The sequence below is a fragment of the Nocardioides coralli genome (assembly GCF_019880385.1).
Classification (GTDB): domain Bacteria; phylum Actinomycetota; class Actinomycetes; order Propionibacteriales; family Nocardioidaceae; genus Nocardioides; species Nocardioides coralli.
In genome coordinates this window covers 3,513,964-3,527,132 of the sequence record NZ_CP082273.1, presented here as the reverse complement: position 1 = coordinate 3,527,132, position 13,169 = coordinate 3,513,964, and the positions used below count along the sequence as shown (strand labels likewise).

16 protein-coding genes are annotated in these 13,169 nt (G+C 72.2%); 9 read left to right on the top strand and 7 right to left on the bottom strand.

The features are described from left to right. Nucleotides 1-254: 254 nt before the first annotated feature. The 8 genes from rpmH to K6T13_RS17295 all read left to right on the top strand — a co-directional run bounded on the left by rpmH (nt 255) and on the right by K6T13_RS17295 (nt 5,410). Entirely contained in the window at nt 255-392 is a 138-nt protein-coding gene (rpmH, locus tag K6T13_RS17330) for a 50S ribosomal protein L34 (RefSeq protein WP_222895753.1), read from the top strand. A 19-nt stretch (nt 393-411) separates the two neighbouring features. Then, nucleotides 412-765, top strand: coding sequence for a ribonuclease P protein component (rnpA, locus tag K6T13_RS17325; protein WP_222895752.1), 354 nt, complete (start codon nt 412-414; stop codon nt 763-765). Beyond that, nucleotides 762-1,013: a membrane protein insertion efficiency factor YidD gene (gene yidD / locus K6T13_RS17320; RefSeq protein WP_222895751.1), complete on the top strand. Its 252-nt coding sequence runs from the start codon at nt 762-764 to the stop codon at nt 1,011-1,013. The genes rnpA and yidD overlap by 4 nt, the downstream gene beginning before the upstream one ends. Before the next feature lie 36 nt (nt 1,014-1,049). Next, nucleotides 1,050-1,970 carry a membrane protein insertase YidC gene (gene yidC / locus K6T13_RS17315; RefSeq protein WP_249424059.1) on the top strand — a complete coding sequence of 307 codons (921 nt, stop codon included), beginning with the start codon at nt 1,050-1,052 and terminating at the stop codon, nt 1,968-1,970. A gap of 30 nt (nt 1,971-2,000) precedes the next feature. Continuing rightward, complete coding sequence (locus K6T13_RS17310) at nt 2,001-2,591, top strand: Jag family protein (RefSeq protein WP_249423855.1); 591 nt, start codon at nt 2,001-2,003, stop codon at nt 2,589-2,591. A 50-nt stretch (nt 2,592-2,641) separates the two neighbouring features. After that, nucleotides 2,642-3,253 (top strand): 16S rRNA (guanine(527)-N(7))-methyltransferase RsmG, encoded by a 612-nt coding sequence (rsmG, locus tag K6T13_RS17305; protein WP_249423854.1) that lies wholly within the window; start codon nt 2,642-2,644, stop codon nt 3,251-3,253. Between the two features lie 184 nt (nt 3,254-3,437). Then, a complete protein-coding gene (locus K6T13_RS17300; protein ID WP_283247935.1) occupies nt 3,438-4,421 on the top strand; it encodes a ParA family protein in 984 nt (327 codons plus the stop codon). Beyond that, the gene (locus K6T13_RS17295) at nt 4,418-5,410 is read left to right on the top strand and encodes a ParB/RepB/Spo0J family partition protein (protein WP_222895747.1); all 993 of its coding nucleotides are present in this window, start codon (nt 4,418-4,420) and stop codon (nt 5,408-5,410) included. The genes K6T13_RS17300 and K6T13_RS17295 overlap by 4 nt, the downstream gene beginning before the upstream one ends. Before the next feature lie 25 nt (nt 5,411-5,435). Here K6T13_RS17295 and K6T13_RS17290 read toward each other — a convergent pair whose 3' ends face one another. Both K6T13_RS17290 and K6T13_RS17285 read right to left on the bottom strand, forming a co-directional pair. Further along, a complete protein-coding gene (locus K6T13_RS17290) occupies nt 5,436-6,200 on the bottom strand; it encodes a lysophospholipid acyltransferase family protein (RefSeq protein WP_222895746.1) in 765 nt (254 codons plus the stop codon). 14 nt (nt 6,201-6,214) lie between these two features. Continuing rightward, entirely contained in the window at nt 6,215-7,429 is a 1,215-nt protein-coding gene (locus tag K6T13_RS17285) for a pyridoxal phosphate-dependent aminotransferase (protein WP_222895745.1), read from the bottom strand. Between the two features lie 85 nt (nt 7,430-7,514). On the opposite strand from K6T13_RS17285, the gene K6T13_RS17280 reads away from it, so the two are divergent. Continuing rightward, complete coding sequence (locus tag K6T13_RS17280; RefSeq protein ID WP_222895744.1) at nt 7,515-8,165, top strand: GNAT family N-acetyltransferase; 651 nt, start codon at nt 7,515-7,517, stop codon at nt 8,163-8,165. Nucleotides 8,166-8,186: 21 nt separating this feature from the next. Here K6T13_RS17280 and trxA read toward each other — a convergent pair whose 3' ends face one another. The 5 genes from trxA to K6T13_RS17255 form a co-directional block, all read right to left on the bottom strand. Beyond that, complete coding sequence (gene trxA, locus K6T13_RS17275) at nt 8,187-8,513, bottom strand: thioredoxin (RefSeq protein ID WP_283247934.1); 327 nt, start codon at nt 8,511-8,513, stop codon at nt 8,187-8,189. Nucleotides 8,514-8,601: 88 nt separating this feature from the next. Then, entirely contained in the window at nt 8,602-9,606 is a 1,005-nt protein-coding gene (gene trxB / locus K6T13_RS17270) for a thioredoxin-disulfide reductase (protein WP_222895743.1), read from the bottom strand. 61 nt (nt 9,607-9,667) lie between these two features. Further along, nucleotides 9,668-10,369 carry a hypothetical protein gene (locus K6T13_RS17265; protein WP_222895742.1) on the bottom strand — a complete coding sequence of 234 codons (702 nt, stop codon included), beginning with the start codon at nt 10,367-10,369 and terminating at the stop codon, nt 9,668-9,670. Nucleotides 10,370-10,414: 45 nt separating this feature from the next. After that, complete coding sequence (gene sigM, locus K6T13_RS17260; protein WP_222895741.1) at nt 10,415-11,083, bottom strand: RNA polymerase sigma factor SigM; 669 nt, start codon at nt 11,081-11,083, stop codon at nt 10,415-10,417. Further along, nucleotides 11,080-13,149 (bottom strand): protein kinase family protein, encoded by a 2,070-nt coding sequence (locus K6T13_RS17255; protein WP_222895740.1) that lies wholly within the window; start codon nt 13,147-13,149, stop codon nt 11,080-11,082. The genes sigM and K6T13_RS17255 overlap by 4 nt, the downstream gene beginning before the upstream one ends. Nucleotides 13,150-13,169 lie beyond the last annotated feature (20 nt).

Sequence of the window (13,169 nt, the reverse complement as noted above, 5' to 3'; positions counted from 1 at the left end):
CAAGGGTTTCTCCACAGGCGCTGGACCGGAGCGGCGGGCGTGGGTTTGACCCTGTGGATCGCGCCCGCGTACCGTTGGCCGGTCACCACGTGTCGACCGGTGCCGCATGCCCGCGGAAGGCCGGCCCCCGCTGCTCGCAGAGCCGCGGTGAGCCGGAGGCCGCGGCCGGGCGGTGCCAGCCGAAACCGGCGCTTCCCCGTCGTTCGCCCCCGGCGAGCGGCAGCACCCGAGGAACCACACCGAAAGAGAAGCTCGTGAGCAAGCGTACGTACCAGCCGAACAACCGTCGCCGGCACAAGACGCACGGCTTCCGCCTGCGCATGCGGACCCGCGCGGGTCGCGCCATCCTGGCCTCGCGTCGCCGGAAGGGCCGCAAGAGCCTGGCCGTCTGAGGCCGGCTCGGCGCTCGCCGTGCTGCCTGCGGCCCACCGGCTCACCGACGCCCGGGCCTTCCGGGCGGTGATCCGGGGCGGGAGCCGCGCCGGCTCGCGCACCCTGGTGGTGCACCTCGATCCGGTTCCGACCGACGCCTCCGGCGTCGCCCGTGTGGGTCTGGTCGTCAGCAGGGCGGTGGGCAACGCCGTCACCCGCAATCGCGTGCAACGACGACTCCGCCACCTCGCCCGGGAGCGCCTCGACGGCCTCCCGGGCTCTTGTGCGCTTGTGATCAGGGCGCTTCCGCCGGCCTCGGCGGCCAGCAGCGCGGAACTCGCGTCCGATCTCGACCGTTGCCTGCAGCGAGTGCTGAGGGAAGTGACGTCGTGAAGTACCTGCTCATCGGCCTGTTGAGGGCCTACCGCGCCGTGATCAGCCCTCTCTACGGGCAGGTCTGCCGCTACCACCCCTCCTGCTCGGCCTACGCCCTCGAGGCGGTGACGGCCCACGGCTCGCTGCGCGGCAGCTGGCTGGCGCTCCGCCGGCTGACGCGGTGCCATCCGTGGGCGGCCGGCGGGTACGACCCTGTTCCCCCTGCCCGGGTCTCCTCGGGCGTCACTCCCAGTCAAGGAGCCTGAGTGATCGACTTCTTCCTGACCATCGGCGGCTTCATCATGTGGCCGCTGTACTGGGTCATCTCGGCGGTGCTGCTGGCGTTCCACACGCTCTTCGGCAACATCTTCGGCGATGCCAGCGGCATCGCCTGGGTGCTCTCCATCATCGGGCTGACCCTGGTCATCCGCGCGGCCCTGATCCCGCTGTTCGTCAAGCAGATCAAGTCCAGCCGCAACATGCAGCTGATCCAGCCCAAGGTCAAGGAGCTGCAGAAGAAGTACGGGCACGACCGGGAGCGCCTGGCCCAGGAGACGATGAAGCTCTACCGCGACTCGGGGACCAACCCCTTCGCGTCCTGCCTGCCGATCCTGCTGCAGATGCCGATCTTCCTCTCGCTCTTCCGTCTGATCGACCAGGCTGCGAAGAACCCCGAGCAGGTGCGCGGGCTGATGACGGTGGAGCTGAACCGGCAGTTCGGCGACGCGGTCTTCCTCAACGCCAAGATCTCCGACACCTTCCTGACCACCGACCTGCTGAGCGTGCGGATCCTGGCCGCGGTGCTCGTCCTGGCGATGACCGCGACGACGTTCCTGACCCAGCGCCAGCTGATGAGCAAGAACATGCCGCCCGACGCGCTCACCGGTCCCTACGCGCAGCAGCAGAAGCTGCTGCTCTACGTGCTCCCGCTGGCCTTCGGTTTCGGCGGCATCTTCTTCCCGGTCGGCGTGCTGTTCTACTGGACGACCTCGAACCTCTGGACGATGGGCCAGCAGTTCTACGTGATCCGCAACAACCCTGCGCCCGGAACCCCGGCCTTCCAGGCCAAGCAGGACCGTGACGCCGCCAAGGCCGCCCGGAAGGGGATCGTGCTCGACACCGCGACGGCCGAGCCGGTGCCGGAGCCCGAGGTCCGTCCCGCCCAGCGCCAGCAGCCGAAGCGGGAGTCCCGGCAGCAGCGCAAGAACAAGAAGAAGAAGTGACCAGCGCCCATGACGAGCAAGGATGAAGCCGTGACCGACCACCCGCTCGACGAGAACGTCGAGGAGACCACTGACACCCCCCGCGCGGAGCAGGAGAACGACGACGCGGGGGAGACGACCGACGAGCCTGCAGCGACCGGCCGGGAGGACTCGGGCAGCAGCCGGGTCGAACGGCTCGAGGCCGAGGGCGACATCGCCGCTGACTACCTCGAGGAGCTGCTGGACATCGCCGACCTCGACGGCGACCTCGACATGGACGTCGAGGGCGACCGCGCCGCGGTGTCCATCGTGGGTGCCGACCTGCAGCAGCTCGTCGGGCGCAACGGCGAGGTGCTCGACGCGCTGCAGGAGCTGACCCGCCTGGCCGTCTACCGCGAGACCGGGGAGCGGTCGCGGTTGATGCTCGACGTCGGCGGATACCGGGCCGAGAAGCGCGAGCAGCTGGTCGCCCTGGCGGAGAAGACCGTGACCGAGGTCAAGGAGTCCGGGGAGCCGGCGTCGCTGGACCCGATGTCTCCCTTCGAGCGGAAGGTCGTCCATGACGCCGTGGCAGCCGCCGGCCTGACCTCGGAGTCCGAGGGCGTGGAGCCGCGACGCTACGTGGTGGTCCTGCCGCAGTGACCGAGGATGTTTCACGTGGAACACCCCCTGCGCCCGCCTCGGCGCAGGGGGTGTTCGGTTCCGGGCGCCTCGCGCTGGCCGAGCGCTACGCCGCGCTCTTGGGCACCGCCGGTGTCGAGCGGGGGCTGATCGGGCCCCGCGAGGTGCCGCGCCTGTGGGAGCGCCACCTGCTCAACTGCGCGGTCCTCGGGGAGGCGGTGCCGCAGGGCGCCAGGGTGGCTGACGTCGGCTCCGGTGCCGGGCTGCCCGGAGTGGTGCTGGCGATCGCGCGCCCGGACCTCCGGGTCACCCTGGCGGAGCCGTTGCTGCGGCGAGCCACGTTCCTGCAGGAGGTCGTCGACGAGCTCGCCCTGACCGGCTGCAGGGTCGTGCGCGCCCGGGCCGAGGAGCTGCACGGCGCGGAGCGCTACGACGTGGTGACCTCCCGAGCCGTCGCCCCGCTCGGGAAGCTGCTGGGTTGGTGCATGCCCCTGGCCGCGCCCGGGGGCGTCGTCCTGGCGATGAAGGGCTCCAGGGCGGAGGAGGAGATCGCCGCCGCGCGGCGGACGGTGCGCCGGTTGCGGTGCGCCGACCCGGAGATCACCGAGCTCGGATCCGGCGTGGTCGATCCGACCACCAGGGCGGTGCGGGTGGCCTGGGCCGATCCGCGACAGGTAGGTTGACCCGGTGCCCGAGGTCTCTCCCCCGATGGCTCCCGGCCGGCTCGGCTGGCCCGCGGCCGATCGCCGACCCCAGTTATCCACCGGGCTGGGATGGCCCGCTGAGCGCAGTTATACACAGGACGGTCCGGTTCATCCACAAGGCCCGACGACCGGGACGCCGTCCGCCCCGAGCGAAAGCAGCACCGTGGTTCCACGTGAAACATCGCCGTCCGGCTCCAGCTACGGCGTCCGGACGGCGGCCGAGCTGGCCGCCGCCGAGCAGCCGTACCACGACGACAGCACGCCATTGGCACGTGCGGCCGAGCACACGGTGCTGGCCCGGCACGGTGCCCGAACGCGCCCCACGCTGAGCCGCCCCGAGCGGACCCGGGTCTTCGTGGTCGCGAACCAGAAGGGTGGGGTCGGCAAGACCACCACCACGGTCAACGTCGCCGCGGCCCTTGCGCAGCTGGGCCAGCGGGTGCTCGTGATCGACCTCGACCCCCAGGGCAACGCCTCCACCGCCCTCGGGGTGGAGCACCGCCGTGGCGTGCCGTCGACCTACGACGCGGTCGTCGACGGGACGTCCCTGGCGGAGGTGATGGCCGAGAGCCCCGAGACACCGGGCCTGTGGGTGGTCCCGGCGACGATCGACCTCGCGGGCGCCGAGATCGAGCTGGTCAGCGTGGTGGCACGGGAGAGCCGGCTGCGCAAGGCGATCCAGGGGCATCCGCTCGTGGGTGACGCCGAGGCGGCCGGGGATAAGCGGTTCGACTACGTCTTCGTCGACTGCCCGCCCTCGCTCGGACTGCTCACCCTCAACGCGCTGGTTGCGGGCGAGGAGATGATGATCCCCATCCAGGCCGAGTACTACGCCCTGGAGGGGCTCGGGCAGTTGCTCGAGACCGTCGAGATGGTGAAGGCTCACCTGAACCCGACGCTGGAGGTCTCCACCATCCTGGTGACGATGTACGACGCGCGCACCCGGCTGGCCTCCGGCGTCGCCGACGAGGTGCGCGAGCACTTCGGTGACCAGGTCCTCAAGACCACCATCCCCCGCTCCGTCCGCGTCTCGGAGGCTCCGTCCTACGGCCAGACGGTGATGACCTACGACCCCGGCTCGCCCGGGGCGCTCTGCTACCTCGAAGCCGCCCGCGAGATCGCCACCAAGGGAGCACCCGCCCGATGAACACCCCCACCACCCCCCAACGCCGCGGCCTGGGCCGAGGCCTCGGCTCGCTGATCCCGACCGCCCCACGCCCCGAGGCCGGCGAGGCGGGGGACGAGGGGGCGCACGTCGGCAGCGACGGGGCGACCAGGCAGGAGCGACAGGCCCCGGACGCCCCGGCTGTCCCCGAGCTGGTGGGTGGCTCCTACTTCACCGAGCTGCCGCCGGGGGTGATCGCCCCCAACCACGTCCAGCCGCGCCAGGTCTTCGAGGAGGAGGCCATGGCGGAGCTGGTCACCTCCATCAAGGAGATCGGCCTGCTGCAGCCGATCGTGGTCCGCCCGGTCGGGGAGGGGCGCTATGAGCTGGTCATGGGCGAGCGGCGGTGGCGCGCCGCTCAGGAGGCCGGCCTCGAGACCATTCCGACGATCGTCCGCGAGACCGGCGACGACGACATGCTGCGCGATGCACTGCTGGAGAACCTGCACCGGTCGCAGCTGAACCCGCTGGAGGAGGCGGCGGCCTACCAGCAGCTGCTCGAGGACTTCTCCTGCACCCACGAGGAGCTCGCCACGCGCATCGGGCGCTCCCGCCCGCAGATCAGCAACACCCTGCGACTGCTCAAGCTCTCACCAGCCGTGCAGCGGCGGGTGGCGGCCGGCGTCCTGTCGGCCGGGCACGCTCGCGCGCTGCTCGGGGTCGAGGACCCCGAGCGCCAGGAACGGCTCGCCGCGCGGGTGGTCAGCGAGGGGATCAGCGTGCGGGGCCTGGAGGAGATCGTGGCCGTCGGTGAGGGCGAGCAGGCACCTCCCCGGCAGCGGCGCGCCACCCCGGTGGCCCCCGGGCTCGTCGAGATCGCCGACCGTCTCTCCGACCGGCTCGAGACGCGGGTCAAGGTCGACCTCGGCAAGGCCAAGGGGAAGATCACCGTGGAGTTCGCCTCCCTGCAGGACCTGCAGCGCATCGTGGACGTGATGGACCCGCGGAACCGGAACGACCGCCCGATCTAGGTCTCTTTGTCGACAAAACGACAAGTCACTCCGTCGACTTGGCGGCACGACGTGCCGCGCGTTCCGCCCGCTCCCGTGCGTCCAGCTCGGCCGCCTCGGCGAGGGTCGGGGCACTGCCCCCGTGCCGCCGCGGCAGCCACCAGCAGCCGGGAGGCTGTTCCGCGACGGGGTAGGCGGCGATGGTGGCGTCGAGCAGCTCGGTCATGACGGCGTGCAGGGAGGCGGTCTCGGCAGCGGGGTCGGCGCCCGTGGGACGGAGCGGTTCGCCGACCGTGATCGCGATGGTCTTGCCACGGGAGAAGTCGCGGGGGTGGTCCTTGGTCATGAGGCGCTGGGTGCCCCACAGGATGACGGGGATCAGCGGCACGCCGGCGGCGGCGGCGATGCGCACGGCCCCCGTCTTGAGCTCCTTGACCTCGAACGCGCGCGAGATCGTGGCCTCCGGGAAGATGCCGACCGCCTCCCCGGCCTCCAGGTAGTCCTGGGCGACCTCGAGCGAGCGGGTGCCCGCGCCGCGGTCCACCTCGATGTGGTGGCACCCCCGCATGATCGGCCCCGTGACGCGGTGGTCGAACAGCTCCCGCTTGCCCATGAACCGGACCAGCCGCTGCGAGGGCTGGGCAGCCAGGCCGCCGTAGACGAAGTCGACGTACCCGATGTGGTTGTAGGCGAGCAGCACGCCCCCGCTGGTGGGGATGTGGTGGGTTCCCGTCATCTGGAACCGGTTTCCGAGCAGCCGGAACCCCAGCTTGGCCGCCACGACGATCGGGGGGTAGATGATGTCGCGCACGGGTGGCCTCCTGGTCAGCGGCGGGTGGCGAGGAAGTCGGCGATCCGGCCGATCGCCTCCTCGAGGATGTCGACGTCGGGCAGGGTCACCATCCGGAAGTGGTCCGGGTGGGGCCAGTTGAAGCCGGTCCCGTGCGTGACGAGGATCTTCTTGGCCCGCAGCAGGTCGATGACCAGCTGCTGGTCGTCGTCGACGGGGTAGACCGCGGGGTCCAGGCGCGGGAAGCAGTAGAGCGCCCCACGGGGTCGCACCGAGGAGACCCCGGGGATGTCGTTGAGCAGCTTGTCGGCGAGCATGCTCTGCTCGTAGAACCGGCCCCCGGGCCGGATCAGCTCCTCGATGGACTGGTAGCCGCCCAGCGCGGTCTGGATCGCGTGCTGGGCGGGCACGTTGGCGCACATCCGCATGTTGGCGATCAGGGTCAGGCCCTCGAGGAAGTCGGTCGCCAGCTCCTTGGGCCCCGAGACCATCACCCAGCCCGCTCGGTAGCCGCACACGCGGTAGGCCTTCGACAGACCGCTGAAGGTCAGGCAGAGCACGTCGTCGCGGGCTGCCGTCGCGGCGTGGTGGTGCACAGCGTTGTCGAAGAGGATCTTCTCGTAGATCTCGTCGGCGAAGACGACCAGCTGGTGGCGTCGCGCGATGTCGACCAGGCCCTCGACGACCTGCCGCGAGTAGACCGCCCCCGTGGGGTTGTTGGGGTTGATGATGACGATGGCGTGCGTGGCCTCGGTGATCTTGGACTCGATGTCGGCCAGGTCGGGGTTCCAGCCGTCCTCCTCGTCGCACAGGTAGTGCACCGGGGTACCCCCGGAGAGCGTCACCGCGCCCGTCCAGAGGGGGTAGTCGGGGGCCGGGACCAGGATCTCGTTGCCGTCGTCGACGAAGGCCTGCAGCACCATCGAGATCAGCTCGGAGACCCCGTTGCCGATGAAGACGTCGTCGACGGCCACGTCGCGCAGCCCGCGCTGCTGGTAGTACTGCGCCACGGCCGTACGGGCGGGATAGATCCCCTGGGAGTCGCTGTAACCCTGCGCCTCGGGCAGGTGGTGGACGATGTCGGCCACGATCGCCTCGGGCGCCTCGAAGCCGAACGGCGCCGGGTTGCCGATGTTGAGCTTGAGGATCCGGTGCCCCTCGGACTCGAGGCGCTGCGCCTCGGTGAGGATCGGACCGCGGACGTCGTACCGCACGTGGTGGAGCTTGCGGCTCTGGCGGATCGGTCGCACGCGGCCATCCTCGCAGCAACCCGGCGACCCGGGGCAGTGGGTCCGCATACCATCGTCGCGGAGGCCCATCGGCTGGAGGCCCGTCATGACCCGTACCGCGGTCCGGCTCACGCTGGACAACCTCGACGCCATCGATGCGTCCTGCCGGTCGTGCGTGTTCTGGCAGTTCGATCCGGTACGCCGGCAGCGGCTGGACGACCCGACGTCGGAGAAGGCCGCCTGGACCTCGGAGGTGCTGCGCGAGTGGGGTTCCTGCGGCCGGGTGGCCGTCGTCGGCGACGAGGTCGTCGGCCATCTCATCTATGCGCCCGCCCGGTTCGTGCCGGGCTCCTCAGGGTTCCCCACCGCGCCGGTCTCGGCGGACGCCGTGCTGCTGACCACCGTGCACGTCGCGCCACACGCCCGCGGCGGAGGGGTCGGGCGGATGCTGGTGCGCGCGATGGCGCGCGACCTCGTGGAACGCAACATCCGCGCCGTGGAGGCCTTCGGCAGCCGGACGGCGGGTCAACGCTGCACGGTCCCGGCCGACTTCCTTAGTGGCGTCGGCTTCCGCACCCAGCGACCCCACCCGATCACGCCCCGGATGCGGATGGACCTGCGCACGGCCGTGTCCTGGAAGGACGAGGTCGAGGCAGCGCTGGAACGACTCGTGGGCGCGGTGCGGCCACAACCGAAACCGCGGCGCGCTCCGGGAGCGACACCGCGGTCGGCTGGGCCGGGCGACCTCGCCGGCTGAGCCGACGGACGCCCGGAGGGGTCAGGCGATGACGTCGGACAGCTCGTTGAGGAGCGCGGCCTTGGGACGCGCACCCACGATGCTCTTCACGACCTCGCCGTCCTGGTAGAGGTTGAGGGTCGGGATGCCGGTGACCCGGTAGGACGAGGGGGTCACGGGGTTCTCGTCGACGTTGAGCTTGACGATGGTGACCTTCTCGCCGTGCTCGGCGGCGATCTCCTCGAGAATGGGGGCGACCTGGCGGCACGGGCCGCACCACTCCGCCCAGAAGTCGACGAGCACGGGCTTGTCGGACTTCAGGACCTGCGTCTCGAAGTCGGCGTCGGTCACGGCAGCGATGTTGGCCACGGGGAGTACCTCTCAGATCTCGGTTGCGCTGTGCTCAGTGAACACCACAGGGGCGACAGATGTTCCGGGGCGCGACGGCCGGGGAGGGTCAGACGCCGCTGGCCTGCACGACCTCGGAGACGATCTCCGCGGTCTCCTCCGGCGACCCGGCCGTCGAGGCGGCATGGTCGAGCGCGGCGACGTAGCGCTCCGCGTCGAGCGCCGCTGCACAGCCGGTGCCGGCCGCGGTGATCGCCTGCCGGTAGTGGTGGTCGACCAGGTCGCCGCTGGCGAAGACGCCCGGCAGGTTGGTGGCGGTGGAGGGGTGGTCGACCAGCACGTAGCCGTTGTCGTCGAGGTCGACCTGTCCGCCGAGCAGCTCCGAGCGCGGGTCGTGACCGATGGCGATGAAGAGCCCCGTCACGTCCAGGGGCCGGGTCTCGCCGGTCACCGTGTCGCGCAGCGTCACGGACTCCAGCCGGTCCTCGCCGTTGATCTCGGCGATCTCGGCGTTCCAGACGATCTCGAGCTTCTCGTCGGCGAAGGCGCGCTCCTGCATGATCTTGGAGGCGCGCAGCTCGTCACGGCGGTGGATCAAGTAGACCTTCTTGCCGAACCGCGTGAGGAAGGTGGCCTCCTCGACAGCCGAGTCCCCGCCCCCGACCACGGCGATCGCCTGGTCGCGGAAGAAGAAGCCGTCGCAGGTGGCACACCACGAGACCCCTCGCCCGGAGAGCTCCTCCTCGCGGGGGAGGCCGAGCTTGCGGTAGCCGGAGCCGGTGGCCAGGATCACCGACCGCGCCGTGTAGGTGTCGGTGGCGGTGCGGACCACCTTGGTGTCGCCGGTGAGGTCGACCTCGACCACGTCGTCGGCGACCAGCTCGGCCCCGAAGCGCTCGGCCTGGGCCCGCATCTCGTCCATCAGCGCCGGGCCCATGATCCCGTCGCGGAAGCCGGGGAAGTTCTCGACCTCGGTGGTGTTCATCAGCGCGCCACCGGCGGTCACGGAGCCCTCGAACACCAGCGGCTCCAGCGACGCCCGTGCGGTGTAGAGCGCCGCGGTGTACCCGGCCGGGCCGGAACCGATGACGATGACGTTGCGGGGGTCGGACATGACGCTCCTCGATCGGGGGTTGCTGCCGGTCAGAACCGATCGTAGGCGAGGAAGATTCCCGTCACGGGGTCGGCAGTGTCACCGAGCGCACCGCGTCCTCGCCCCCGCAGAGGAAGAGGTCGGCCACCTGGGTGTCGCCCTGGGTACGGCGGAACACGACGTAGCCGATCGACTCGCCGTAGCGCACGGCGCGGTAGGCCCCCCGACCCCAGTCGCCGGGGACGCAGGCCTGCTCCCCGGGAGATGCGGGGGCACCCCGCTCGGCCAGCTCGGCCCGCGGCGTCGCACGCAGCCGTGCGACGTCCTCCCCGAACCGGCCGGGGCGGATCGTGGCGACCACGGATCCGGGGGCCACATCACCCTCGCCGCCCCGGGCGAGCTCCTCGGCATCAGCCGGCGCCTCACTCCCGCCCTCACCCTGGGCACCACCCTGCGCGGTGTCGCTTTCCGCGTCGCCGGCGGTCACCGCCTCCGGCGAGGCGTCGTCCCCGAGACCGCCGACCACCTGACCGACCGCCACCCCTCCGACGACGACGGCAGCGGCCGCCACCAGCAGCGTGGCCGCCCGACGGCGACGCTCGGCGAGGCGTACGACGCCGGCCGGCTGTGCCCCCGGGGCCGGCTCCGCGTCCAGGTCGGCGAGGACCCGGTCGAGGCGGTCGGCGACCTCTGGCGGCAGGGGCTCGGTGTGCCGGGCCTCGGCCAGCCGCCGGCGTACCTCCGCCTCCTCGGCCGGGGTCAGCTCCGGCTGGTCGTCGGTCACGGGTTCTCACCTCCAGGGATGGTGCAGGATCGGTCAGGTCATCGGTCAGGCCGGTGCCGGTGGACCGCGGGGCCGTGGTGATCGGACGGGCGGCGAGCCCGGTGGGTTCCCGCCCTCGGTGTCGCCCGGCTCACGGCGAGGCGCGAGCAGCTGCAGCAGCTCGGCCAGCCGCGCCCGTCCCCGCGAGCAGCGCGACTTCACCGTCCCCGGGGCGCAGTCGAGGATCTCGGCCGCCTCGGCGACGGAGTACCCCTCCATGTCGACGAGCACGAGCGCGGCACGCTGCTCCGCCGGCAGCCGGGCGAGGGCCGCCAGCACCTCCCGGCGCCGCTCCTCCTCGACCACCTGCTCGCCGGGGTCCGCCGGGGTGCCGGTGTGCGTGGACCCGCGGGCCTGGTGCTCGTCCAGGTCGTCGGGCAGGGGCTCGGCGCGCCGGACCTTGGCGGCGCGGATGCGGTCCAGGCAGGCGTTGACCACCACCCGGTGCAGCCAGGTGGTCACCTGGGCGTCCCCCCGGAAGCTCGCGGCGCGGCGGTAGGCGGCCACCATCGCGTCCTGGAGGCCGTCCGCGGCGTCGTCGGGGTCCCCCATCGTGCGCAGCGCCACGGCCCACAACCGGTCGCGGTGGCGCGCGAAGAGCGTCCCGAACGCCGCAGCCTCGCCGGCCACGTGGGCCGCCAGCAGCTCGGCGTCGCTGCGGGGGTCAGCGGTCATCCGCTGGCCACCAGCTCCCGGATCTCACCGCGGAAGCCGTCTCCCACCTCGGGCAGCGAGGTGAGCCACACCACGAGGTAGCGCCCCGAGGCAGGCTCGTCCAGGTCGGTCCGGACCCGTGGCTCGCTGGCGGTCTCCTGTGCCACGGGCTCGAGCCCGGCGACGCGCGTCGGTTCCTCGTCGGTGAGGTAGTAGGTGACCTCCGTTGGTGTGCCGCCCACGGTGAGGTCGATCCGGGAGACCTCCCGGGTCTCGCCCAGGTCGACGAACAGGCCCACACCGGTCTTCAGCCCCGGCGGCGGTCCCAGCTGGTCGTTGTAGGTGCTGGTCCGCCAGCCGGTCGTGGGGTCGCCGTCGATCGCGAGGCCGACCAGGTCGCGGTTCTCCTCCGGCGGGTCGGCCTGCGGGTCGAGGTCGAGCGCCGACTGGGCCTCGTAGGCCGTGATCGCCTCCTCCGTCTGCGTGGCGGACGGCGTCGTGGGCGCCGGCTCGGGCTCGGAGCCGAGGGGTGTCCTGCCGCGGCCGAGGTTGTAGGCCACGACCATCGCGAGCACCAGCAGGAGGGAGAGGAACACCAGCACCCCCAGCCGGAACCAGGAGCGGCCCGGCACCTCGTCCTCGTCGTCCTCGTCCTCGGTCACGGGGATCACCCCGCTGCCGGTGCCGGTGCCGGTGTCCCACGGCCAGTAGTCACCGGTCGGGGCGCTCACCCCGGGTCGCGGTCGGCGGGCCGGGCCGCCGTCGGCGGGCTCGGGCGCGAAGAGTGGTCGCTCGGGCGGGTCCTCGAACGCCGGCGGCGGGGGCGGCGGTTCCGTGCGGCGCTCCAGCCAGGAGACGTCCTCGTCGGTGTCGCCGAAGATCGGCATCCCGGCCTGGGTCGGGATGTCCACCGGGGTCCGCGGCTCGTCGGCCGGGCCGGTCCCCGCCGGATCGGCCGACCCGGCGTCGACGGGGCTCTCGGCGTCCGGTGGGGCGGGTGGCTGAGGAGGAGCCGAACCCGAGGGCGGGCTCGGGGGCGCGCTGGGTGAGACGCTCGGGACCACCAGGGTCGGCGCGACCTCGTCCTCGCCGGGGCCCGTCGGCGGACCAGTGGGCGCGCCCGGGGACGTGTCGAGGTCCTCGCCCGGCTCCGGCTCGTCCGCCCCGGTGTCGGATGCCCCGGGGCCGGGGTCGGCGTCCGGGGAGGAGCGGTGGTCCATCGGGGGCGCGGGCTGCGGGTGGTCGCGGCGGTTGGGCACCGCGAGGGCCCCGGCCCCCTTGACGCCGTTGAGGGGCGCGGGCTCGCTGAGGCCGGCCGGGTCGCCGACGTAGTCGCGCAGCGCGTCGCACAGCCCACGCGCGGTGCCGAGGTTGTGGCTCCAGGCGGTGGGTGGGGCGTCGAAGGGGTTGAGAACCTGGTCGCAGATGCCGTCGAGCACCCGCGGGATGCCCGCGCGGACCTGCCGCGGCCGCAGCCACCGCTCGTCGCGCCGCAGGGCCGGCGGGACCGCTGAGGGTGAGGGGCCGGGCCAGGTGCCCGTGAGCAGGAAGTAGAGCAGCGCGCCCAGGTCGGCGACGTCGGTGGTGAGGTCCCCCTGCGGGAGTCCCATCAACGCCGCGTCGACGCAGAAGCCGATGACGCGGACGGCGCCGGACTGGTCGATGAGGATGTTCTCGGGAACCAGCCGCCCGTGGGGCACCCGCTGGTCGTGGGCCACGGCCATCGAGGCGGCGACCTCGGACACGATCCACGCGGCCCGCCGCGGCGGCAGCGGCCCCTCGCCGGCCACCATGATGTCGAGGGAGGTGCCCGCCCCCCACTCGTTCACCACGAACGCGAGACCCTCGCGCTCGTCGGCGTCGAGCACGCGGAGGATGCGGCGGTCGAGCACGGTTGCGGAGAGCCGGGCCGCCTCGGTGAGCCGGGCCGCTCGGTGGTCGTCCTCGGCGATGCAGTGGAGGGCGACGTGCCGGTCGAGGACCTGGTCCTCGGCTCGCCAGAACCTGCCGCCGCCGCTCTCGGTCAGCAGGTCGACCAGCAGGTAGCGGTCGGCGAGCAGGTCGCCGGGCCTTGCTGGCTGCTCCACGGATTCCCCTCTTCGAGCCT

Bases quoted from the DNA above. Each gene is read 5' to 3' on its own strand.
- yidC (WP_249424059.1), top strand. From the start codon at position 1,050: ATGTGGCCGCTGTACTGGGTCATCTCGGCGGTGCTGCTGGCGTTCCAC.
- K6T13_RS17295 (WP_222895747.1), top strand. From the start codon at position 4,418: ATGAACACCCCCACCACCCCCCAACGCCGCGGCCTGGGCCGAGGCCTC.
- K6T13_RS17280 (WP_222895744.1), top strand. From the start codon at position 7,515: ATGACCCGTACCGCGGTCCGGCTCACGCTGGACAACCTCGACGCCATC.
- trxB (WP_222895743.1), bottom strand. From the start codon at position 9,606: ATGTCCGACCCCCGCAACGTCATCGTCATCGGTTCCGGCCCGGCCGGG.
- sigM (WP_222895741.1), bottom strand. From the start codon at position 11,083: ATGACCGCTGACCCCCGCAGCGACGCCGAGCTGCTGGCGGCCCACGTG.